Source organism: Amycolatopsis sp. NPDC041971 (assembly GCF_055588925.1).
In genome coordinates, this window is record NZ_JBVJCE010000031.1 from 1 (window position 1) to 21159 (window position 21159).

The 21159-nt window shown below is 69.7% G+C and carries 18 protein-coding genes; 13 read left to right on the forward strand and 5 right to left on the reverse strand.

The features are described from left to right. Positions 1-220: 220 nt before the first annotated feature. The 9 genes from ACZ6DT_RS38835 to ACZ6DT_RS38875 all read left to right on the forward strand — a co-directional run bounded on the left by ACZ6DT_RS38835 (position 221) and on the right by ACZ6DT_RS38875 (position 10523). Complete coding sequence (locus tag ACZ6DT_RS38835; protein WP_465604641.1) at positions 221-1084, forward strand: SCO6745 family protein; 864 nt, start codon at positions 221-223, stop codon at positions 1082-1084. Between the two features lie 443 nt (positions 1085-1527). Continuing rightward, entirely contained in the window at positions 1528-1794 is a 267-nt protein-coding gene (locus ACZ6DT_RS38840) for a hypothetical protein (protein ID WP_007035338.1), read from the forward strand. A 13-nt stretch (positions 1795-1807) separates the two neighbouring features. Beyond that, a complete protein-coding gene (locus tag ACZ6DT_RS38845; RefSeq protein ID WP_465604644.1) occupies positions 1808-2284 on the forward strand; it encodes a hypothetical protein in 477 nt (158 codons plus the stop codon). 3 nt (positions 2285-2287) lie between these two features. After that, complete coding sequence (locus ACZ6DT_RS38850) at positions 2288-5248, forward strand: ATP-binding protein (RefSeq protein ID WP_465604646.1); 2961 nt, start codon at positions 2288-2290, stop codon at positions 5246-5248. Beyond that, positions 5245-7419 (forward strand): magnesium transporter, encoded by a 2175-nt coding sequence (locus ACZ6DT_RS38855; protein WP_465604649.1) that lies wholly within the window; start codon positions 5245-5247, stop codon positions 7417-7419. The genes ACZ6DT_RS38850 and ACZ6DT_RS38855 overlap by 4 nt, the downstream gene beginning before the upstream one ends. A 3-nt stretch (positions 7420-7422) precedes the next feature. Continuing rightward, complete coding sequence (locus ACZ6DT_RS38860; RefSeq protein ID WP_465604652.1) at positions 7423-8019, forward strand: hypothetical protein; 597 nt, start codon at positions 7423-7425, stop codon at positions 8017-8019. A 4-nt stretch (positions 8020-8023) separates the two neighbouring features. After that, entirely contained in the window at positions 8024-9022 is a 999-nt protein-coding gene (locus ACZ6DT_RS38865) for a C40 family peptidase (protein ID WP_465604654.1), read from the forward strand. A gap of 93 nt (positions 9023-9115) precedes the next feature. Next, the gene (locus tag ACZ6DT_RS38870) at positions 9116-10291 is read left to right on the forward strand and encodes a hypothetical protein (RefSeq protein ID WP_465604657.1); all 1176 of its coding nucleotides are present in this window, start codon (positions 9116-9118) and stop codon (positions 10289-10291) included. A gap of 34 nt (positions 10292-10325) precedes the next feature. Continuing rightward, on the forward strand, positions 10326-10523 hold the full coding sequence (locus ACZ6DT_RS38875) for a hypothetical protein (protein ID WP_465604659.1): 198 nt from the start codon (positions 10326-10328) through the stop codon (positions 10521-10523). 217 nt (positions 10524-10740) lie between these two features. On the opposite strand, the gene ACZ6DT_RS38880 is transcribed toward ACZ6DT_RS38875, so the two are convergent. Then, the gene (locus ACZ6DT_RS38880; protein WP_465604662.1) at positions 10741-11706 is read right to left on the reverse strand and encodes an ATP-binding protein; all 966 of its coding nucleotides are present in this window, start codon (positions 11704-11706) and stop codon (positions 10741-10743) included. A gap of 134 nt (positions 11707-11840) precedes the next feature. Here ACZ6DT_RS38880 and ACZ6DT_RS38885 point away from each other — a divergent pair, with 134 nt between their 5' ends. After that, positions 11841-13250, forward strand: a complete 1410-nt coding sequence (locus ACZ6DT_RS38885) for an RNB domain-containing ribonuclease (protein WP_465604728.1) — start codon at positions 11841-11843, stop codon at positions 13248-13250. Continuing rightward, entirely contained in the window at positions 13247-14008 is a 762-nt protein-coding gene (locus ACZ6DT_RS38890) for a helical backbone metal receptor (protein ID WP_465604665.1), read from the forward strand. Before ACZ6DT_RS38885 ends, ACZ6DT_RS38890 begins: the two co-directional genes overlap by 4 nt. Before the next feature lie 39 nt (positions 14009-14047). On the opposite strand, the gene ACZ6DT_RS38895 is transcribed toward ACZ6DT_RS38890, so the two are convergent. Beyond that, positions 14048-15478 carry an aldehyde dehydrogenase family protein gene (locus ACZ6DT_RS38895; protein WP_465604668.1) on the reverse strand — a complete coding sequence of 477 codons (1431 nt, stop codon included), beginning with the start codon at positions 15476-15478 and terminating at the stop codon, positions 14048-14050. Continuing rightward, on the reverse strand, positions 15475-16806 hold the full coding sequence (gene gabT / locus ACZ6DT_RS38900) for a 4-aminobutyrate--2-oxoglutarate transaminase (RefSeq protein WP_465604671.1): 1332 nt from the start codon (positions 16804-16806) through the stop codon (positions 15475-15477). The genes ACZ6DT_RS38895 and gabT overlap by 4 nt, the downstream gene beginning before the upstream one ends. A gap of 109 nt (positions 16807-16915) precedes the next feature. Here gabT and ACZ6DT_RS38905 point away from each other — a divergent pair, with 109 nt between their 5' ends. Next, on the forward strand, positions 16916-18388 hold the full coding sequence (locus ACZ6DT_RS38905) for a PucR family transcriptional regulator (protein WP_465604673.1): 1473 nt from the start codon (positions 16916-16918) through the stop codon (positions 18386-18388). Here ACZ6DT_RS38905 and ACZ6DT_RS38910 read toward each other — a convergent pair. Together ACZ6DT_RS38910 and ACZ6DT_RS38915 are read right to left on the reverse strand one after the other, a co-directional pair. Further along, positions 18372-19106, reverse strand: a complete 735-nt coding sequence (locus ACZ6DT_RS38910) for a cache domain-containing protein (RefSeq protein ID WP_465604676.1) — start codon at positions 19104-19106, stop codon at positions 18372-18374. The two genes, ACZ6DT_RS38905 and ACZ6DT_RS38910, sit on opposite strands and share 17 nt — an antisense overlap. 32 nt (positions 19107-19138) lie before the next feature. Then, positions 19139-19882 carry a FadR/GntR family transcriptional regulator gene (locus ACZ6DT_RS38915; protein ID WP_465604679.1) on the reverse strand — a complete coding sequence of 248 codons (744 nt, stop codon included), beginning with the start codon at positions 19880-19882 and terminating at the stop codon, positions 19139-19141. A gap of 163 nt (positions 19883-20045) precedes the next feature. Between ACZ6DT_RS38915 and ACZ6DT_RS38920 the strand changes: the two genes are divergently transcribed. Continuing rightward, the gene (locus tag ACZ6DT_RS38920; RefSeq protein ID WP_465604682.1) at positions 20046-21077 is read left to right on the forward strand and encodes an aldehyde dehydrogenase family protein; all 1032 of its coding nucleotides are present in this window, start codon (positions 20046-20048) and stop codon (positions 21075-21077) included. The last annotated feature ends 82 nt before the right edge of the window (positions 21078-21159 follow it).

A 21159-nucleotide genomic window follows, 5' to 3' on the forward strand; every position in this document is an offset into this window, starting at 1 on the left:
CCCCCCCCCCCCCCCCCCCCCCCCCCCCCCCCCCCCCCCCCCCCCCCCCCCCCCCCCCCCCCCCCCCCCCCCCCCCCCCCCCCCCCCCCCCCCACTCCCGAACCGGCTCACCTGCGAAGTGATAGCAAAGGTCCCTTGCTCCCGCCGCAGCCCCACCACACCTCCCACTGCCGCCCCTTCAGACGACGCGCCCCTGTCTACTTGCCGGTAGGCTGCCCCCATGGGCGAAGCGAGTCAGGTCACGGGACGGTTCCGCAGGACGTTCGAAGTACTGCATTCCCTTACCTACTTCGCACCCGAGACGGAAGCCGCGCTCACCGGCGCGGGCCTCCGGCCGGGGCGGATGACCTACTTCGCGGGCCGCGCGGCGCCCATGGGCGCGGTGGGCTCCGAGGTGGTCGCGGCCACCTTCTACAACTTCAACCCCGAGCTGGTCGCCCGCTACATCCCGCGCGCGTGGACGCTGGCCGGCCCGGACAGGATCATCGAGGCCCGCTTCGAGGCCGTCGACGCGGCGTTGACCCGGCTGCTGGGCAAGGAGACCCTCGGCTCCGAAGAGGTCGCCGAGGCGGCCGAGCTCGCCCGCGAGGCGACCGGAGGCTGCCAGCCCGACGGCCGTCCGCTCTATGCTGGGCACGCGGGCCTCGACTGGCCGAGCGAGCCGCACCTCGTGCTCTGGCATGCCATCACCCTGTTGCGCGAGCATCGCGGTGACGGCCACATCGCCGCGCTGATCGTCAACGGTCTCGACGGGCTCGCCGCTCTCGTCACGCACACCGCCACCGGCAAGGGGTTCCTGCCCGCCGTCGCCAAGGCGTCCCGCGGCTGGAGCGACGAGCAGTGGGACGGCGCGGCCGCCAAGCTCCGCGAACAGGGCATCCTGGACGCCGATGGCGGTCTGACCGAGGCCGGACACGATCTTCGCGAGCGGCTCGAAGTCGCCACCAACGCCTCGTCGGCGAGGCCGTGGGAGTACCTCGGCGAGGAGAAGACCAAGCGCCTTCACGAGCTGTGCGGGCCTTTGAGTCGTAAGGCCGCCGAAGCGGGCGCTTTTCCCGCGAATGTGTTCTCTACGGGCAGATAATTACGCTATGTAGCGAAAATGCCTACCCTGTTTTCGCTTTGGGTAACGGAAGTGTGACTTTCGCTTGATCGGCCCTCATAATTTTTGTCGAATGCGTGTTCACCCAGCGGACTCGGGAGAAGCCGCCGAACGAGTCATGTCACACTGGTCGAGGCCCGATTCTCCGCGGCCGGTCCGTACTCACAGTGAGCAAGATGCCTCGCAACCGAGTGAGGCCGTCGGCACACTGCGAAATACGGGTGGCCGGGGTTAAACCAGACGACCCTTGCAACGATGATGGAGACCGAGGATGGTCGTGGTGCTGTGCCTCGCTCTGTGATCTGTGGACAAAGCGATATCTACAGAGCGCGCTTTGACCACTACGCCTCGTAACGCCATGATGTTCGAAGCACCACCGAGCCAGAACCGCGCGAACCCCCTCTCCGCGCACCGGGAGTAATGCGATGATGACCATGACCACCCTCGACACGCTGGCCGCCGGCGAGCTCGGCACCGGCAACGTCCGCACCTGGCTGATCGACAACATCATCCCCCTGGTGCTGCTGGCCGTCGCGCTCCTCCTGCTGTGGCTGGGCGGCGGCAAGGGCGACAACGCCGGTGTCATGCGCCGACTCGCCGGTGTCGTGATCGCGCTGGCGATCATCGGCCTCGCGGTGAGTGGCGCCGGAGTCAACGTGGGCCAGTGGATCGCCGGCCTCTTCACGGGCTGAGGCAGGGCTCGCGTTGCGTATCCGCACCGATGACGAGGTTTACCGGGTCGATGCCGTGTGGCTCGGCCCGCCGAAAGCGACTTTTCCCTGGAGAGCCCGCTACGTCGCGTGGCTCGTCGGTATCCCGGTCTTCCTGCTCGTGCTCACCGTCGAACGGTGGGCGGGCTGGAGCTTCGGGTTCTTCTCGACGGCCTGGGCCTTCGTCGCCACAATTGTGATCACCAGGTTGATCACGTCCAAGATCAGTCACGAACGCCCCCTCGGCGCCGTGGCCGGGATGGCGGCGAAAGAGCTCAACACCCCTAGAGAACGGACTACGGGCACGGGGGGCGCCGCCAGCGCGTCCCGTGTCCGGGTGCGGGCGAACCGCCCGTTACCGAAGCATCGCAGGAGACGGCAGTACCAGCACCACGGCTACGGCGGCGGCGCCGGAGCTCAGGGAACACCACGAGCGCGTCGGAGCCGTCCTGCGGCTCGGGCCGGGAGGTAGTCGTTGTTCGGTCGCGGCGGAAGCCGAGGAAAACGTGATCGAGATCTGCAGCAAGGGGCCTGGAACCCGCCCCAGCAGGTCCGCTCCGCGCAACCCAAGAAGGCCGATAAGGGGAGGCGGCTGCCCGGGGAAGCGGCGATACCTGCCTACACCCCGTCGATCGCGGCGCGAAGCATCGACGGGCACCTGTTGCGCACCGGTCACGAGGTCTACGCCTGGTACCGGCTCGCCCCCCAGCGCTGGTCGTTCCGATCGGATTCGCAGCGCCGCGACCTGATCGCGGCCATCGCCGGGCAGTACGCGGAGCTCCAGGGCCGCTGGCTGCACCTGCGCGTGACCAACCGGCCGTATCCGATCCGCATGTGGGCCGAGGCCCACGTGCACAACGCCGTCGGCCGTCCCCAGGACGTGCCGGGCGCGCTGTCCTTCGACGATTACCTCATCGGCGAGCAGCAGCAGCTGATGGGCCGCTCGATGGCGGAAAAAGAGGTCTACCTCGGCGTCCAGGTGCAGACCAGGCGGATGATCGACCGTGCGGTCGAGAGCGCCGCCCCGGTGCTGCGCAAGATCCTGCCCGAGGCCGTCGACGCAGAACTGGCCGCACTCGACTCCGAGGTCGAGCATCTCGACCAGGTGATCGGCTCGGCCGGGCTCGAAGGCCGTCCGGTGCATGCCGAGGAGATGTCCTGGTTGATGCACCGCTCGTGCTCGCTGGGGTTGCCCGCGCCGCGCAACATGCCCGCGGTCCCCGGCGCCGCCTGGGAGCCCGAGGATCTCGCCAGTTTCACCGACGCGGCGGATTTCCACGCCGAGCCGTACGCGCCGACGGTCACCGTGCGCGGCCGCACCGGATCGAACGCCGGGGTCTCGCGGCATCTCGCCGTCCTCACCGTCGGCCAGATGCACGGTCTTCAGATCCCCGAGGTCGACGACCCGTGGATCCAGCACGCCGACCGGCTGCCCGCCGCGGTCGAGGTGTCCGCGCGGATCTACGTCCGGCGCCCCGAGGAAGTGGCGGGGGAGCTCCAACGCCAGATGAACAAGGTGCGTTCGCAGGTCAAGCACTACACCGACGAGCACGAACTGGAGCCGCCGCAGTCGCTGGCGCGCCAGGCCGGCCGGGTGCTGGAGATCGACGACGAGATGACGTCGGGCTTCACCGCGCTGGCCACCCGGGTGCGTTCTTGGTGGCGGCTGGCGGTGTCCGGGCCGACGGAGCGGGACGCGCTGCGCCTGGCCCAGCAGCTTCTCGACCTCTACAAGCCGAAGATCGCCGTCGAACACCCCGAGGCGCAGTACGCGCTGGCCAGGGAATTCATCCCCGGCGAGCCGCTGGCCTCGGCGGCGTACATGCGGCGCGGTTCGGTCGTGTGGGCGTCCTCGTCGGTGCCGACGGCGACCGCCGAGGTGGGCGACCGCCGCGGCATCCTGCTCGGCGAGACCGTGACCGCGACCCGGCGCCCGGTGGCGTGGGATCCGTGGATGGCGCAGGAGATCCGCGACGGTTCCGGGCTGACCGCGATGGTCGCCGGTCTCGGTGGCGGTAAGTCGTTCCTCGGTGGTGGCATCGTCTACAAGACGCTCCGCGCGGGCGCGCATTGGACGATCCTCGACCCGTCGGGCCCGCTGTCGCGGCTGTGCGACCTGCCCGAAATGCGGCCGTACGCGCGGAACATCAACCTGCTCAACGCGCAGCCCGGCATCCTCAACCCGTACCGCGTGGTCGCCGAGCCGCAGATCGAGCACTTCATGGACGAGGACGACCCCGAGCGGTCGTGGCGGCGGGAGAAGGCCCTCGCCGGTGCGACGCGCCGCCGTCTCGTGCTCGACGTCCTCACCGGTGTCCTGCCGTACGAGGTCTCGCGGATGCCGCAGACCCGGATCGTGCTGCTGCGCGCCGTCCGTGCGGTCGGCGGCCGGTTCGAAGCCGATCCCGGCCAGGTCATCGACGCGTTGCGCCGGGACTCCAGCGAGCACCATGAGCACGCCGCCGTCGTCGCGGACTTCCTCGACGAGATGCGCGAGCGGATGGCACTGCTCATCCCGGAGACCGACGCGGACCCGTACGCCGAGACCCGCGACGACCGGATGACCGTGCTGACCATGGCGGGGCTGACCCTGCCCAAGGACGGTGTCCCGCGCGAGTACTGGACGGACGCGGAGTCGCTCGGCGTCGAGATGCTGAACCTCGCCGCGTGGCTGACGCAGCGGTCGGTGTACGAGAAGCCCAAGGAACTGCGCAAGGGCGTTTGGATCGACGAGGCGTTCTTCCTGTCCGAGGTCCCGACCGGTCGCGTGCTGATGAACCGCTTCGCCCGTGACTCGCGTAAATGGAACGTCCGCGTGCTGCTTTCCTCGCAGATCCCCGCGGACTTCCTGAAGATCCAGGGTTTCGTGGCGCTGCTGGACTCGGTGTTCGTCGGGCGTCTTGACGACGACGACGCCCAGGCCGACGCGCTGCGCCTGCTCAAGGTCCCGGTCGGCGTGGGCTACGAGCAGGTCGTCGCGGCGCTGGGCCGCCGTCCCGGTTCGCAACGTGATCTCCAGCGGGACGTCGAGCCCCGGCAGTTCATCTTCGGTGACGGCGCCGGCGGCGTGGAGCGGATCCGCGTCGACTTCTCCGGCCCGCACCTGGAGCACCTGCGCCGGGTCATGGACACCACGCCGGGTTCGCCCGACGCCAAACCGTCGAGGCCGGGCAACGAACTCGCCGTCCCGGAGGAGAAGCAGTTCGTGGCCGCTCCGCCGGAGGAGGACGACTTCGAACTCGAAGAGGATCTCGAACTCGCGGCCGAACTCGAAGTCGGGCTGACCGAGGAGCAACTGCTCGGCGCCCCGGACCCGTTGGCGGCCGAGACCGGGGAAGTGCGAGGCGCCGTCCGAAACGGACACATCACGAACGGGGAGAAGGGCGAGCAGCCCGCGCGCGCCGGCAAGGGCGGCACCGGCAGGGATGCCGCATGAACACGGTGATCACGCTGGCGTGCGTGCTCGCGTTCGCCGCGGGCTGGCACGCGCTGCGCCGCCGCCTCGAAGAGGGGCCGCGGCCCGGCAAGAACAGACCCAGCCGCCGCGCGACGATGCTCGCCGTCATGCTGATCCTGGGCCTCCAAGCCGTGGCGACCGCTCCGGCGGCTTCGGCCGCGGCCTGTGGTGAGGCACCGAACCCGGAACGGCCCGGCGCGGGCATGGTCGGCGCGCTCGACCCGCCCGCGACAGCGCGCGGTGAAGGCGGCAGCCCGTACAACGTCTACGGGTACGCGGGGCACGTCTGGGACACGTTCGAAACCGACTGCGGTCCGCTGGCCGGTATCACCTCGCCCAACTCGACGATCGACACCTGGGCGGGCAACCAGCTGTTCAACATCGGCAAGAACATCGTCGGTGCCACCAACTCGCTGCACTACACCGTGTTGCAGGGCAGCCTGCTCAGCCCGCTGTACAACGCCGTCAAGGCCGGGGCCGAGAAGGTCTACAACAACATCTACGCCCAGTTGTTCGGCCTTGCCGCGCTGATCATGTCCATCATGTTGTTCCGCAACATCTGGCGTGGCGACCTCGCGGCGGTCAGCAAACGGGCGCTGTACGGGCTCGCCGCGGTCTGGCTGGCCGCGTCCTCCTTGGCACTGCTGCGATTCCTCGATCCGATCGACAACGCGATCGTGCAGACCACCACCAACATCCAGGCCGGGTTCATCGACGAGGCGAAGACGCCGCCGCCGACCCAGCCGCAGCCGCCCTCGACCCAACCGTGCCAGGCGACCCCGGAGGCCGTCGCGGCTCGACAGCCGTGGGACCGGGTCCCGACCGAACTGCACTGCCGGGTCGTCTACGACAACTGGCTCCGCGGGGAGTTCGGCAGCCCGGACTCGCCGCAGGCCATCCAGTACGGCCCGGCCCTCCTGGACGCGCGTGCCTTCACCTGGGGCCAGATCCAGCAGGGCGGCGACGCCGACACCGCGCTGGTCGACTCCAAGAAGGCGGCGTTCAAGGACATCTCCACCAAACTCGGCCCGGCGACGGGCTATTTCACGGGTGAGGACGGCAGCCGTGTCGGCGCCGGTTTCCTTTCCCTCGGCCAGGGAATCTTCTATTCGCTGTTCCAGTTGCTCGCGAAGGCGACGGTCCTGCTCGCGCAGGTGCTGATCAGGATCTTCGTCCTGACGGCTCCGTTGATCGGCCTGATCGCGCTGCTCCAGCCCCAGATCATGCAGCGGATCCTGAAGGTCGTCGGCGCGGTCGCCTTCAACCTCATGGTGCTCTCGGTGCTGGCGGGCGTGCACACCCTCCTGCTGGAGGCGATCTTCACCGCGGGGAACTCGCTTTCCCTGCTGACGAAGATGGTGCTGGCCGCCATCATCACCGTGCTGCTGTTCATGATCGGCCGTCCCGTGCGGCGGTTGTGGCAGATGGTCGAGATGTCCGTCGGCATGGTCGGCGGCGCGGTGCCCTCGCCACGCGGCGGCCTCTTCTCCCGTTTCCGCAAGAAGAGCAACGAACCGACCCCGCAGGACGCCTTCTGGCAAAACGTCCGCGACACCGACGACGTCGTCGATGGCGACCTCCGCGGTCCGGTGGGCGCGACGGTCGGCGGCGGGCGGTTCCGGCCCGAGGCGACGATCTTCGCCAGTTCGCAGCGGCTCGACAGCGGCTCCGCCGCGATCCGGCCCGCGGCGGCCTGGTCGGGAGCGCCGTGGCCCGGCGCCGTCGGCGGCGGTGGCGGCATGCCCGCGCTTCCCGCCGGTGGCGGCGGAAGCGTCCCGGTGTTCGGCCAGTACAACCCGTCCGCGGGCAATCCGGGGGACTCCATGTTCACCTCGGGCGGGCGGAGCCCGATCCAGGTGCCGAGCCGCCGGGTCGACACGTCGCCGGTCGCCGACCGGCGCTGGAGCGACGAACCGGAGCCGGTCGTGGTGCCATCGCGGATGAACTCCGCGGGCGGCGGCTACACCACGCCCGACTACTCGGGAGCCGTGCCGGTGCAACCGGGGCCGGCCGCGGCACAGGTGCCACGCCCGCGCCGCGTCGACCCCGAAGTCGTCGCGGGCAAGCCGGTCTACGTGCTGTACCGGCCTTCGCGCGGGCTCGAAGTCCGCGAGGAAGTCCGCGACACAGACCATGCAGTGGGTCGGTGACCCATGCCGATCCGGACCAATCGCGGGCGCACCGCGGTCTACCGCAGACTCTGGGGCTGGCCACTGCGCTCGCCCCGCCACCTCATCGGCACGCTCGTGATCCTCGCGGTGTTGTTCACCGCGCTGGGCATCCTGCTGCCGAAGTCCATCGGAAAACCGGGACAGACGGCCATCGGGCCGGGTGCTTCGGCGACGGCCAGTTCACGTCCCGGCGTCGCGGCGCCGGTGACCGTGACGTCGACGTTGCCGCCGAGGATCACCACCCGGCCGCCGCCGTCTTCCGCGCCGGTCGACCAGGACGGGGTCCGGGTCGCCAAGGAGTGGGTGACGGCATGGGCGAACCATCCCGACGGTACGACGACCGAGAAGTGGCTGAACGGACTGAAGCCCTACACCACCGAGGAGTACCTGGCCGGGGAACTGACGACGGTGGATCCCGCCAACATCGCCGCGACCAGGGTCTCCGGGGAGCCGCAGGTCGCGTCCTCGGTCACCGGATCGATGGACGTGGACGTCCCCACGGACGGGTCCAAGGTCCGGGTGACCGTCGTCAAGACGAACCCGGGATGGCGGGTCACCAAGTTCACCCAAGCGGGCTGACCCGATGAAGATCGGGCTCATCGTCGGCGTGCTGATCACCGCGGTCTTCGCCGCGGTGATCACCACGAGCAAGGTCACCGAGGTGGTGACCGACCACCTGGAGGCCCAGGCGGGCGGCGTCGTCAAGACCTCTTGCGACGCGTCGATCGGGCCGACCCTGCCCGGCCAGGTCGATCGCGGTTCTTCGGACGTGAACAAACTCGACGACGAACAGAAGGGGATCGTCGCGCTGATCATCTCGATCGGCAAGCAGCGGACGCTGTCCCCGCGGGCGTGGCAGGTGGCGATCCAGGCCGGGATGACCGAGTCCAAGCTGCGCAACCTGACCTACGGCGACCGCGACTCGCTCGGCATCTTCCAGATGCGGCCGTCGATGGGCTGGGGCACCGTCGCGCAGGTCACCGACCCGCCGTACCAGGTCAACAAGTTCTACGACGTGCTGCTCGCGGTGCCGGACTGGGAGAACATGCGTCCCGGCGACGCCGCGCAGCGGGTGGAGCGGTCCGGCTTCCCCGACCGCTACCACAACTGGGAGCCGATGGCGGCCCTCCTCGTGCAGAACGAGGGCCAGATCGTCGACGTCGTCGGCTGCGGCACGAGCGTCGGCAGTGTGGTGCCGCCGAGCCAGGCAGCCGCGCAGGCCATCAAGTTCGCCCTCGCCGAGCAGGGCAAGCCGTACGTCTGGGGCGCCACGGGGCCGAACAGCTACGACTGCTCCGGGTTGATGCTGCGGGCCTACGAGTCGGCCGGGATCATCATCCCGCGTGTTTCGCGGGACCAGTACAAGGGCGGCGCGATGCTGCCGGTCCGCCAGGCGCAGCCGGGTGACCTGCTGTTCCTCGCCACCGTGCCGTCGAACCCGGCGACCATCCACCACGTGATGATGTACCTGGGCGAGGGCAAGATCGTCGAGGCGCAGCAGACCGGGGTGCCGGTGCACATCCGGGACTTCTCCTTCGACGAGGCCGAAGTGGTCGCGCAGGCGGTTCGTCCTGGCGTTTAGCATGGTGAAAGCGTGGTATCGCGACCGCGGGACCATCGGATTCACCCGAAGTGGCGGCCTGTCCACCGGCAAGCGGCCGCACACTGGCAGAGGATGAAGAACGTGGCACGGAAATTCGGAAGGCGAGGCAAGCCCGCGGCGGCCAACGGTCCGGAGGTCGATCCCCGCGATCTTTTCGGTACCGCACAACCCGCGCGGCACGCGGCCCGGCCGGCGTCGAGTACGCCGCTGGCCGACCAGCTGAATCAAGGCTGGCCGGGCGTCGACGCCGGTTACGTCGTGTTGCCGCGTTCGCTGGCCGAGGGGATGTCGCTGCCCTGGCAGCAGCAGATGGCCGCCCTGCTGGCCCAGTTCCATCACGAGAACGCCCGCCTCGCCTGGCCGATCTACCGTGTCGTCCCGTCGCGCTACGAAAAACTCGTCGACCTCGACGAGGAACAGCTGGCGGAGGCCGGCTACCTGGTCGAGATGGACACCGAAGGCGAGATGATCTACCGCGAGCGCAGCGGCCGGAAGATCGAAGACCCGGCGAACACCACGGTGCTCGTCTCGTGTCTCGACCCGATCCCGAAGCCTGCGCGGCGTCAAGCGCCCCCGCCGCCTTCGCAGGCCGCGCCGACCGCGACCGGGCAGCCGCCGCGCGCCCCGGCGCCGATGAACATCGGACCCGCGCCGGTGTGGCGCACGGTCACCCCGCCGGTGCCTCCCGCCCCTCCGTCCGGTGGGTTTCCCGCGCCTTCTGGTGGGGCTGTGCCGCCCGCTCCGCCCGCTTCGTCCGGCGGGTCGCCGTTGCAGGGCGGCCAAGCGGTACCTCCGGCGCCGGTTCAGCCCGCCGCCCCCAGCGGGCCTCAGGTGCCTTCGCCTGCTTCGCAAGCACCGGCGCCTCAGGCACTGCCTCAGCCCACCCGGATGCAGCCCCCGTCGACGAACCAGACGCCGCCTCCGCCGATGACCGCCCCTCCGGCCACTCCGGAAGCGCAGCCCGCCGCGCCGTCCCAAGCCGAACCGGAGCCGCCTGTCACGACTCCGCCGCCGTCCGCGATGCCGCAGGCCGCTCCTCCTCCGCCGGTGTCACCCACTTCGCCGCCGCAGGGCATCCCCGTCGCGCCGGAACCCGCGACCCCGCCGCGCGGTGTCCCGATGCACCGGGGCTGGTTCGACGAACTCGGCGGGAACGCGCCGGAAAGCTCGAAGGTGGACCAGCCCGAGAGCGCCGAGTTCGGTCCGACCGGTGATCCCACGGAGATCCCGTACCGCTATCGCAAGTGATGACAGGACGTCCGGGTGATGTCAGGCTTGTCGTATGTCGAGCGACCCGAACCCGGATCAAGGCTGGTACTTCAACACCAAGACGAATCAGGTCGAGCACCTGGAACGAGGCCGGGGCGTCGACCTCCTCGGCCCGTACCCGGACGAGGCGACGGCCCGGCGCGCCCTGGACATCGCCAAGGAACGCACCCGCCAGGCCGACGCCGAGGACGCCAAGTGGAACGGTGACTGAGCGCCTGTGCGTCGGGTCCTGAGGTTGATCGACGGGGGATCGGGGACACTCGACGTCCCCGATCCCCCGTTGATCAAGGCCGTCCTTCGCCACCGACCTCGAGTGCCGCTGCACCGTGAGCAGGCGGGGGAGCAAGGGACCTTTGCTAGCGTCGCTTAGCGCATGCAACCAAGCGATAGCAAAGGTCCCTTGCTCTCTCCTCCGCTGAAACAGCAGGTCAGGCGTCTTGCCGCGCCAAAGCCGGGCCCAGCGCGAACTCCGGGTCCACCTGAGCCGTGAGGTCCTCCCCGGCCCGCCCGCTGCCCCACGCCCGCGCGTTGCGGAGGTGGAACTCGACGCCCTGACGCTGGTAGCGCGCCCAGTCCCGCTGCTCGCCGTCGACGGTCGCGAGCATCGAGTCCAGCGTCCGGAGGTTGTGCGTTTCGAGTTCGCCGATGGGGCGCGCGCGGCCGCGTTCGGCGGCGCGGACGTGCCGCGAGTTCTCCATCCAGCCCAGCAGGGCGTCGCCGACTTCTGCGCGCAGGAACTCGATGTCCTCGTCCTCGGTGACCTTGTTGCCCACGACGACCAGCCGCACCCCGAAGTCGCGCGCGTAGTCGGCGTATTGCCGGTACACGCCGACGCTGCGCACGGTCGGTTCGCACACCAGGAACGTCACGTCGAACCGCGTGAACAGGCCGGACGCGAACGCGTCGGCGCCGGCGGTCATGTCCATGACCACGTATTCGCCCGCGTCGTCGATCATGTGGTTCAGCAGCAGTTCCGCCGCGCCGACCTTCGAGTGGTAGCAGGCGACACCGAGGTCGTCCTCGTCGAACTGGCCGGTGACGCCGAGCCGCACGCCGCCGAACTCGCGGAAGCACGCCTGGAAGATGGGGTTGTCCTCGAACGGCCGGACCAGCCGCGACCCGCGCCCCGGCGGAGTCGTCTTGATCATCGAGGCCGCGTCGGCGATCCGCGGGTTGTCGCCGCGCAGGTACTCCTTGATCAGGCCCATGTTGTCACCCAGCGTCGGCCACGCGATGGCCTCTTCCTCGCTCGCGCCGAGCGCGACGGCGAGGTGCTGGTTGATGTCCGCGTCGATCGCCAGTACCGGTTTCCCGCCGCCGGCCAGGTACGCGGTGAACAGCGACGCCAGCGTGGTCTTCCCGCTGCCGCCCTTCCCGACGAACGCGATCTTCACGCCACGGCCCTTCCTGTCGTTTTGAAAAGGGTATCGGTTTTCATTTCGGCTCGTAACGTACACCCGACCGGCCCGCACCCGAACGGGCGATCAACGGCGCCGGATCGGGATAGGGTTGGGTGGTGCCTTCACTCGTGATCAGGACACGCTCGGCAGGAGGGGACTTCGGTCACCTTCGAGCCGAGTTCTCGCTGCCGGAGTCGTTCGGGCCCGACGTGCTCGCCGAGGCGGAGGCGGCGGTCGTCGACCCGATCGAGTCCGCGGAGGAACGCGAGGACGCCACCGGTCTGCCCTTCGTCACCATCGATCCGCCCGGTTCCAAGGATCTCGACCAGGCGGTGCTGGTCGAGCGCGTCGAGGGCGGCGGATTCCGCGTTCACTACGCGATCGCCGACCTGGCCGCCTTCATCCCGCCGGGGGGCGCGCTCGACAAGGAGGCGCGCCGCCGCGGGCAGACGCTCTACCTGCCCGACGGGAACGTCCCGCTGCACCCGCCGGTGCTGTCCGAGGGCGCGGCGAGCCTGCTGCCGGGGGAGACCCGGCCCGCCGTGCTGTGGACCATCGACGTCGACGCGGACGGTGAGCCGACGGCGACCAACGTCCGCCGGGCGCTGGTCCGGTCCACCGAACAGTTCGACTACGAGACCGTCCAGGCTTCGATCGACGCGGGCGAGCCGCATCCGTCGGTCGCCGCGTTGCCGGAGCTGGGCCGGCTGCGCCGCGAGCTCGCGATCCGGCGTGGCGCGGTCGAACTGCAGTTGCCGGAGCAGGAGATCAGCGGCGATCCCGACGGCGGCTGGGCGCTGATCCAGCGGCCGCGCAACGACGTCGACGCGTGGAACGCCGAGATCTCGCTGCTCACCGGCATGGCCGCGGCCAAGATCATGATCGGCGCCGGGATCGGGGTGTTGCGCACGTTGCCCCAGCCCGACGCCGAAGCGGTCGAATGGCTGCGCCGATCGGCGCAGGCGCTGAACATCGACTGGCCCGAAGGCAGGAGCGTGTCCGAGTTCCTGGCCGCGCTCGACCCCGGCCAACCCGCCTCGATGGCGCTTTTCGCCGACACCACAAGGCTTTTGCGCGGCGCCGGGTACACCGCGTTCGACGGCGAACTGCCCGCCTTGACCACGCACGCCGGGATCGGCGGCGCGTATGCCCACGTCACCGCGCCGATCCGGCGGCTGGTCGACCGGTTCGCCACCGAGATCTGTCTCGCCGTGAGCGCCGGCCGCGAAGTGCCCGAGTGGGTCCGCGCGGCGCTTTCGGAGGTGCCGGAGCAGATGACCGCGTCCGACACGCTGGCGGCCAAGGTCGAACGTGCCTGCATCGATCAGGTCGAGGCCTGGGTCATGGCCGAGCACATCGGCGAGGAGTTCGACGCGATCGTGCTGCGGGCCGACGAGACCAAGTCGGAGATCCTAATCGAGAATCCGCCGGTGATGGGCAAGTGCGCGGGTGAGAAGCCGCCAGAAGGCGAGCGGATCCGGGTCCGGCTCACGGCGGTGGACGTCGACAAGCGGAAATTGTCCTTCGAGCGCGCATGATCGACGATCTCGGCGAAGTGGTCCCGCTGCGCGAACCGGCGTCGCGGGTGGTGTCGCTCGTGCCGTCGCTGACCGAAGCCGTCGAGGTGAGCGCGCCGGGAAGGCTGGCGGGCGCCACGGACTACTGCACCCATCCGGTCGATCTGGACGTCCCGAGGGTGGGCGGCTCGAAGTACCCGAACGTGGACAAGGTGCTCGAACTCGCACCGGATCTGGTGCTGGCCAACTCCGAGGAGAACCGGCCGGAGGACGTGGAGCGCCTGCGCGCCAACGGGATTCCGGTCTGGGTGATGGAGGCGTCGGCGACCGTGCCCGGCGCGCTCGCCTCGATCCGGCGGATCCTGACGCAGGCCTACGACCTCGTCGAGCCGGAATGGCTGGTCGAGGCCGAAAAGATCTGGCGGGAGACCCTGCCGGAGCGGTTCCGCGCGGTCGTGCCGGTCTGGCGGAAGCCGTGGATCGTGCTCGGCAGGGACACCTTCGGCGGCGACGTCCTGCATCGCGTCGGAATCGGCAATGTCTACGCGGACGACGAAGAGCGCTACCCGCGCCCCAAGCTCGACGAGGTCCAAGCGCGCTTCGCGGCCGGAGACGCGAACCTGCTCGTACTGCCCGACGAGCCCTACGAGTTCACCGCGGACGACGGCCCCGAAGCGTTTCCCGGCGCGAAGCACGTCCTGGTCTCTGGACGCTACCTGACCTGGTACGGCCCTTCGCTCGTCGAGGCCCATGCCCACCTCACGCGTTTAGTCCTCTGAATGCGGTAGTAGCGCATCCAGAGGACTAAACGCGGGTGGTCAGAGAGTGAGACCGGTCAGGACGGTGACGCGTTCTTCGGTGAAGTCGGCCATCGCCGACGCGGGGCCTTCGCGGCCGACGCCGGAGTCCTTCACGCCGCCGTAGGGCATCTGATCGGCGCGGAAGCTCGGCACGTCGCCGACGAGCACTCCGCCGACACGCAGCTTCGCGGACACGTCGAACGCCGTCGGCAGGTCGCGCGTGAACACACCCGCCTGAAGGCCGAAGCGCGAGTCGTTGATCCGGCGCACACCGTCGTCCACCGACTCCACGCGCGTGATCGACACGACCGGTCCGAAGACCTCGTCGGCCATCACCGACGCGTCCTCCGGCACGTTCGCGAGCACCGTCGGCTCGACGGTCGCACCGTCGCGCTTCCCGCCGGTCAGCAGTTGACCGCCCGCGTCGACGGCCGCGGCGATCCACGACTCCACCCGGGAAGCGGCGGCGGTGTTGATCAGCGGCCCGACGTCCACGCCGTCCGTCCGCGGGTTGCCGGTTCCGAGCGCGCGTACCTGCTCCAGCACCTTCGCCCGGAGCTCGTCGTAGACGTCGGCGTGCGCGTACACGCGCTGCACCGAGATACACGACTGGCCCGCCTGGTACATCGCGAACGTCGCGATCCGCTGCGCCGCGAAGTCCAGATCCGTCCAATCAGGACAGACGAGCACCGCGGCGTTGCCGCCGAGTTCGAGCGCGACATGCTTGCGCGGCACGCTGTCGCGGATACCCCAGCCCACCGGCACGGAACCGGTGAACGACACGACCGGCAACCGCGGATCGGCCACCAGTCGAGCCGATTCCTCGTTGCTCACCGGGAGAATCGACCAGCTTCCGGCGGGCAGGCCGGTCTCGGCGAGGATCTCCCCGAGCAGCAACGCGGTCAACGGCGTCGCGGGCGCGGGCTTGAGCACGATCGGCGCGCCGACCGCGATCGCCGGAGCCACCTTGTGCGCCACCAGGTTCAGCGGGAAGTTGAACGGCGTGATGCCCAGCACCGGCCCCTTCGGCACGCGGCGGACGAGCGCGAGCCGTCCGGTGCCGCCCGGGTCGGTGTCGAGCCGCTGCAGGTCACCGGAGAACCGGCGTGCCTCTTCGGCGGCCCAGCGGAACGTCGACGCCGCGCGCCCGACCTCGCCGCGCGCCCACTTCAGCGGCTTGCCCGACTCGGCGGTGATCAGCCGCGCGAGCTCCTCGGACCGCTCACCCAAAACTCGGGACACGTGGTCCAACGCGCCCGCCCGGACATGCGCGGGAAGCGTCGCGAACTCGTCGGAGACGTCGTGCGCCGCCTGCACGGCGGTCTCGATGTCCGAAGTGGACGGAACGTGGTGCGACCCGGCCTCGCTCCCGTCGAAGGAGTGCCGGACGACGACGGTCTCGCCGCCGGCGACCGGCTTTCCGGCTACCCAGAAGGGGAAGGTACTCACTTGACGGCCTCCGTGCGGACAGCGTGCTCGAGGACGGACAGTCCCTCGTCGAGCAGTTCGGTGGACAGGGACAGCGGCGGCAGCAAGCGGACGACGTTGCCGTAGGTGCCGCAGGTGAGGACGACGACGCCTGCCTGGTGACAGGCCCGCGCGATGCGCTTGGTCAGCTCGGCGTCGGGTTCGGTGGTGCCCGGCTTCACGAACTCGGCGGCCAGCATCGCGCCGCGGCCGCGGACGTCACCGATCACGCCGGTCTCCTCGGCCAGTGCCCGCAGCCGCGGCAGTACCGTGTCCTCGATGCGCTTCGCCGACGCCGTGAGGTTGTCCTGGCGCATGACCTCGATCGAGCCGAGCGCCGCGGCGCACGCGATCGGGTTGCCGCCGTAGGTTCCGCCGAGTCCGCCCGGCGGGACGGCGTCGAGCAGTTCCGCGCGGCCGGTGACGGCGGCGAGCGGCAGCCCGCCCGCGATGCCCTTGGCGGTGGCGATCAGATCGGGCACGACGTCTTCGTGCGTGGACGCGAACCACTCGCCGGTGCGGCAGAAACCGGTCTGTACCTCGTCGGCGACGAACAAGACGCCGTTTTCGGTGCACCAGCGGGAAAGCGCGGGCAGGAAACCGGGAGCGGGCTCGATGAAGCCGCCTTCACCCTGCACCGGCTCCAGTACGACGGCCGCGACCTGGTCGCCGCCGATCTGCTTCTCGATGCGGTCGATGGCGATCCGCGCCGCTTCGGGACCGGACAGCCCGTCGCGGTACGGGTACGAGCCGGGCACGCGGTAGACCTCGGGCGCGAACGGGCCGAAACCGTGCTTGTAGGGGATGGACTTCGCGGTCAGCGCCATCGTCAGGTTGGTACGGCCGTGGTAGGCGTGGTCGAACACGACGACGGCCTGGCGACCGGTCGCGGCGCGGGCGATCTTCACCGCGTTCTCGACGGCTTCGGCGCCGGAGTTGAACAGGACCGAACGCTTCTCGTGGGTGCCCGGTGTCAGCTTGTCGAGCGCCTCGCACACCTCGACGTAGCCCTCGTACGGCGTGACCATGAAACACGTGTGCGTGAACCGGCCGGCTTGCTCGCGGACGCGGTCCACGACGGCGGGGGCGGCGTGGCCGACGTTGGTCACCGCGATGCCGGAACCGAAGTCGATCAGGACATTGCCGTCGGCGTCGGTGAGCAGGCCGCCCTCGGCGGAGGTGACGTAGACGGGCAGCACCGAACTCACCCCCGCGGCGACGACGGCGGCGCGTCGCTCCTGCAGGGCGCGCGAGGCGGGGCCGGGGATTTCGGTGCGCAGCCTGCGCTGGGTTTCGGTGGTGACGGTCACGGCCAGACTCCTGCGGACGCGAGGGACGGGGTCGCCATCCAGGATGGGAGCCGGTCCGGTCCACGTCAGCTCGACATCTTGTCGATATCGAGGCGTAGAGTTGGACAACATGGCACTGACCCTCGCCGCGCTGGTCGCCGAACGCACGCTCGGCCTGCGCGTGCGCGCGGCGGAGGCCGGCCTCGACCGGCCGATCGGCTGGGTCCACCCCACCGAACTGACCGATCCGCAGGCCTTCCTCGAAGGCGGTGAACTGCTGCTGACCACCGGCCTCGCCCTCGACGAGACCACGTCACCCGGGTACGTCCGGCGGCTCGTCGACGCCGGCGTGGCGGGGCTCGGTTTCGGAGTCGGCCTCAGCCACGAGAGCATCCCCCGGTCCCTTGTGGACACGGCGGAAGAGGTCGGGCTCCCGGTGCTCGAAGTGCCGAGGAAGACACCGTTCATCGCGATCACTCGCGCGGTCTCCCGTGCCGTCGCCGCCGACGAGTACGCCTCGCTCGTGCGCACCGGCAAGGGCCAGCAGGAGCTGACCAGGACGGCCGTCGGCAAGGGCGGTCCCGGTGGGATCGTGCGGAAACTGGCGAAGCTGGTCGACGGCTGGGTGCTCCTGCTCGACTCCTCGGGCGCGGTCACCGAGGCTTCGTCGGCGTCCTTGCGGCCGTTCGCCGACGAAATCCGGGAAGACCTCGCGCGGCTGCGCGCGGGCACGCTGGTGACGGTGGCCGGGGAGTACGAGGTCGTCTTGCAGACGCTGGACACCCGCGCGCGAGGCGTGCTCGCCGTCGGCACCCGTGAGCCGCTCGACGCCGCGGGGCAGCATATCGTCAACACCGCGGTGTCATTGCTTTCCCTTGCCCTGGAACAAAACCGCGAGTACGTCGGCGCCTTGCGACGGCTGAGGTCGGGGACGATCGACCTGCTCGCCGCCGGGCACACCGAACTCGCCACGCGCACGATGAAGTCGCTTTGGGGCGGTGTTCCGGAGGCGCCGTGGACCGTGCTGGCCGTCGCCGGTCCCGCGGGCGCACGTCGTTCCCTCGCCGACAAGCTTGACGCCGAAGTGTCCGGGGAGACGGTGTTCTTCGGCGAGTCCGGGGCGTTCGTGGTCGCGCTCGGCGACGTGGAGCCCGTCGTCCGGCAGGCTTCCCGGATCGGGGGACTGCACTCCGGAGTCTCCGATCCGGTGTCCATAGTGGACTTCCCGGCCGGGCTCCGGCAGGCGAAGCAGGCGGCGGAAGCGGCCAAGGCCAAGCGCTCTCCGCTGGTCCGGTTCGCCGAACACGCCGGACGCGGATTTCTGGAGATGGTCGATTCGCAGGCGGCACAAGCCTTCGCGGACAGCCTGCTGGCGCCACTGCGGCAGCATGACGAAACCGGCCGGGGGGAACTGGTCGCCTCACTGACCTGCTGGCTCGAACACCACGGTCACTGGGATCTGGCGTCCGCGCGGCTCGGCGTGCACCGGCACACTTTGCGCAATCGTCTGCGCAAGGTCGCCGAACTGACCGGCCGCGATCTCGATTCCCCCGGCGTGCGCGCCGAATTCTGGCTCGCGCTGCAGGTCAGCGCTCGGACCTGACCAAGGCGATCGGCGAGTCCCCGCAGCGCCGCAGTCGCGTGCCGTTCTCCGTCGTGACCGGCTCCGCCCCAGCGGACCACCAGGCAGGGACGTCGACGTCGCGCACCAGGGAACCGGTCGCCTGGCGCGCGTTGTTCGACACGATGACCCGGCCTTGGGCGTTGACCAGTGCCGCGCGGCCGCCGAGCGCGCGCAGTTTCGGCTGCAGCAGGCGCTCGACCTCCCGCACGTAGATGTCCGCGCCGACGACCCCCGCGAACTCTCCGTCGCGCTGGACGGGGACGGTGAAGGTCAGCGTGTATTCGTCGGTGCAGAGGTAATCGACGTACGGTCCGTTGAGGTGGCGGCGGCCGGTGTCACGCGGGACGGTGAACCACGACTGCCGGGTGTAGTCCAGGAAGTTCTCGCTGCCCGGATCGAGGCTGATGACCAGTTGTACCGGCTCGGCGTCGCCGGTCTCGGTCCACCATTCGAAGGCGAATTCCTGATCGGCCAGCGCGTTCGGCGCGCTGATGAACCCGGCACCGACGACCAGGTCGCCGAGGACGTCGAAGACCCGCGGCCGAAGGCGGGGCAGATCTCCGGTAGTGGCATCGGCGGATGCGGCCAGGAGGCCTTCGGCGCCGGCCAATACCGGCTTCAGCCGGCCGAAGACGTCCTCGACCAGGGCGGATACCTGTTCGATGACCTCGGAACCGGCGGACGGTGTGTCGTTCACGGTGCTCACCTCGGATGCGCGGACGCCGCAGCTTAAGGGGCCAGAAGGGCTAAATGCACGCCCGCCAGCCGGTCTATCGCTTCGAGGACGTGTTCCTCGACGAGCTTCCTGGCCAGCTCGCCGTCGCCCTGAGCGATCGCGGCGGCGATCGCGCGGTGTTCGGCGTAGGCGTTCTCGCGGGTGCCGTGCGGCTCGAGCGGCAGCCACAGCAATCCGCCTCGTTCGCTCTGCAACTGCACTTCTTCCCTGGTCAGCCGCGGCGATTGGGCGGCCGCGGCGACTTCGAGATGGAACTGGCGCTCGGCGCGCGATGCCTCCGCGCCGGTGGCGGTGCGGATGTCCTCGGTCGCCAGTTCGAGCCGCTCGATGTCCTCGGGCGAACTCCGCTCGGCCGCGAGTTTGGCCGCGGCGCCCGCGATGGCGAGGTAGTGATCACCGACGTCGCGGAGTTCGGACAGCGAAACCGTGCGAAGGCGCTCTCGCCACGAAGCGGCCGAAGGGTTGATAGGCGTCTTCACGAAGCTTCCGCCGCCTCGGCCGCGTCGCGTCTCCACGAGCCCCTGGTGTCTTAAGGCCACGAGCGCCTCGCGAACCGTCACGGTGGAGACGCCGAACTGGGCGGCCAGCTCGGCTTCGCTCGGCAGCTGCTCCGAGTCGGCGAGCAACCCGAGCGTGATGGCGTCGACCAGCCGCGCGGTGACCGCTTCCGCCCGGCCGATCTGGTCGAGCGGCGCGAACATCGCTGATCGCGCGCTGTGCGACATCCCCTTACGCATGGTGGCCCTTCGCCCGTACCGCTACCCGATGGGATCAATCTTGCCCCATCGTCTAGTCATTTAACATCTGGACTTATACGTTTCGGCCCCTGCTGCCCGCGAGGGAGCAAGGGACCTTTGCTATCGCCTCACGCCCCCAGACCCAGTAGCCACAGGAGCGCTCGTGCGGCAGCTGAAGCACTTCATCGGCGGTGAGCACAGCGGATCCGCGTCGGGCCAGGTCGCCGACATCGTCGATCCCGTCACCGGCCGCCCGTATTGCACCGCCGCCGTCGCCGGCACCGGCAAGCCGATCGTGTTCACCGCGGCCGAGGAACTGCCGATGATCGTCGACCAGTTGCGGTTCTTCGCGGGGGCCGCGCGTGTCCTCGAAGGACGGTCGGCGGGCGAGTACATGGAAAGGCATACCTCTTTCGTCCGCCGAGAGCCGATCGGCGTGTGCGCGCAGGTTACGCCGTGGAACCATCCGCTCCGCATGGCGGTCTGGAAGATCGCCCCCGCGCTCGCCACGGGGAACACCGTGGTGCTCGAACCGGCGACACGACGCCCGCGTCGACCCTGTTTCTCGCCGAGATCTGCGCCGAATTCCTGCCGCCTGGCGTGCTCAGCCGGGTCTGTGCGTGCCGGGATCGAAGTCGCGGCATCGGCTGCGAAGGACGTGAAGCGCGTCCATCTCGAGCTCGGCGGTGAGGCGCCCGTAGTGGTCCTCGCCGACGCCGACATCGAAGCGGCCGCGGAAGGCATCACCGCCGCTGGGTACTTCAACGCCGGTCGGGAGTGCACAGCGGCGACGCGTGTCCTGGTCGCCGACGAGGTCCACGACGCTTTCGTCGCGGCGCTCACCCGCCAGGCACGGGCGACGACCACCGGTAAACCCGACGACACGTCGGTCAGCTACGAACCCCTCAACAACGCCGCCCAGTGGCTGCGCACACGACGGTCCACTGTGGAGGTGAGCGGCCTGAGAACGAGGGTACTTCTACGAATCGACGGTGATCTCCGGCCCGGTCATCACCGCAGCGCTTCGAGACCGAAGCGCTCGCCGCGGCCAACGGCGTCGACTACGCACTCGCGTCGCCGGCTGGTAGCCGAAATGCCGCACGGCGGCGTCAAGAAGTCCGGCTACGGCAAGGACCTCTCGCTCTACGGCCTCGAGGACTACACCCGCGTCAAGCACGTGATGAACGCGCTGTGACGACCACCGAAAGGCACGCCATACCTCATCAATCCGGCGTAACGGCTTTCCGGCGACACGACCTCAGGCGGACGGCTGTAAA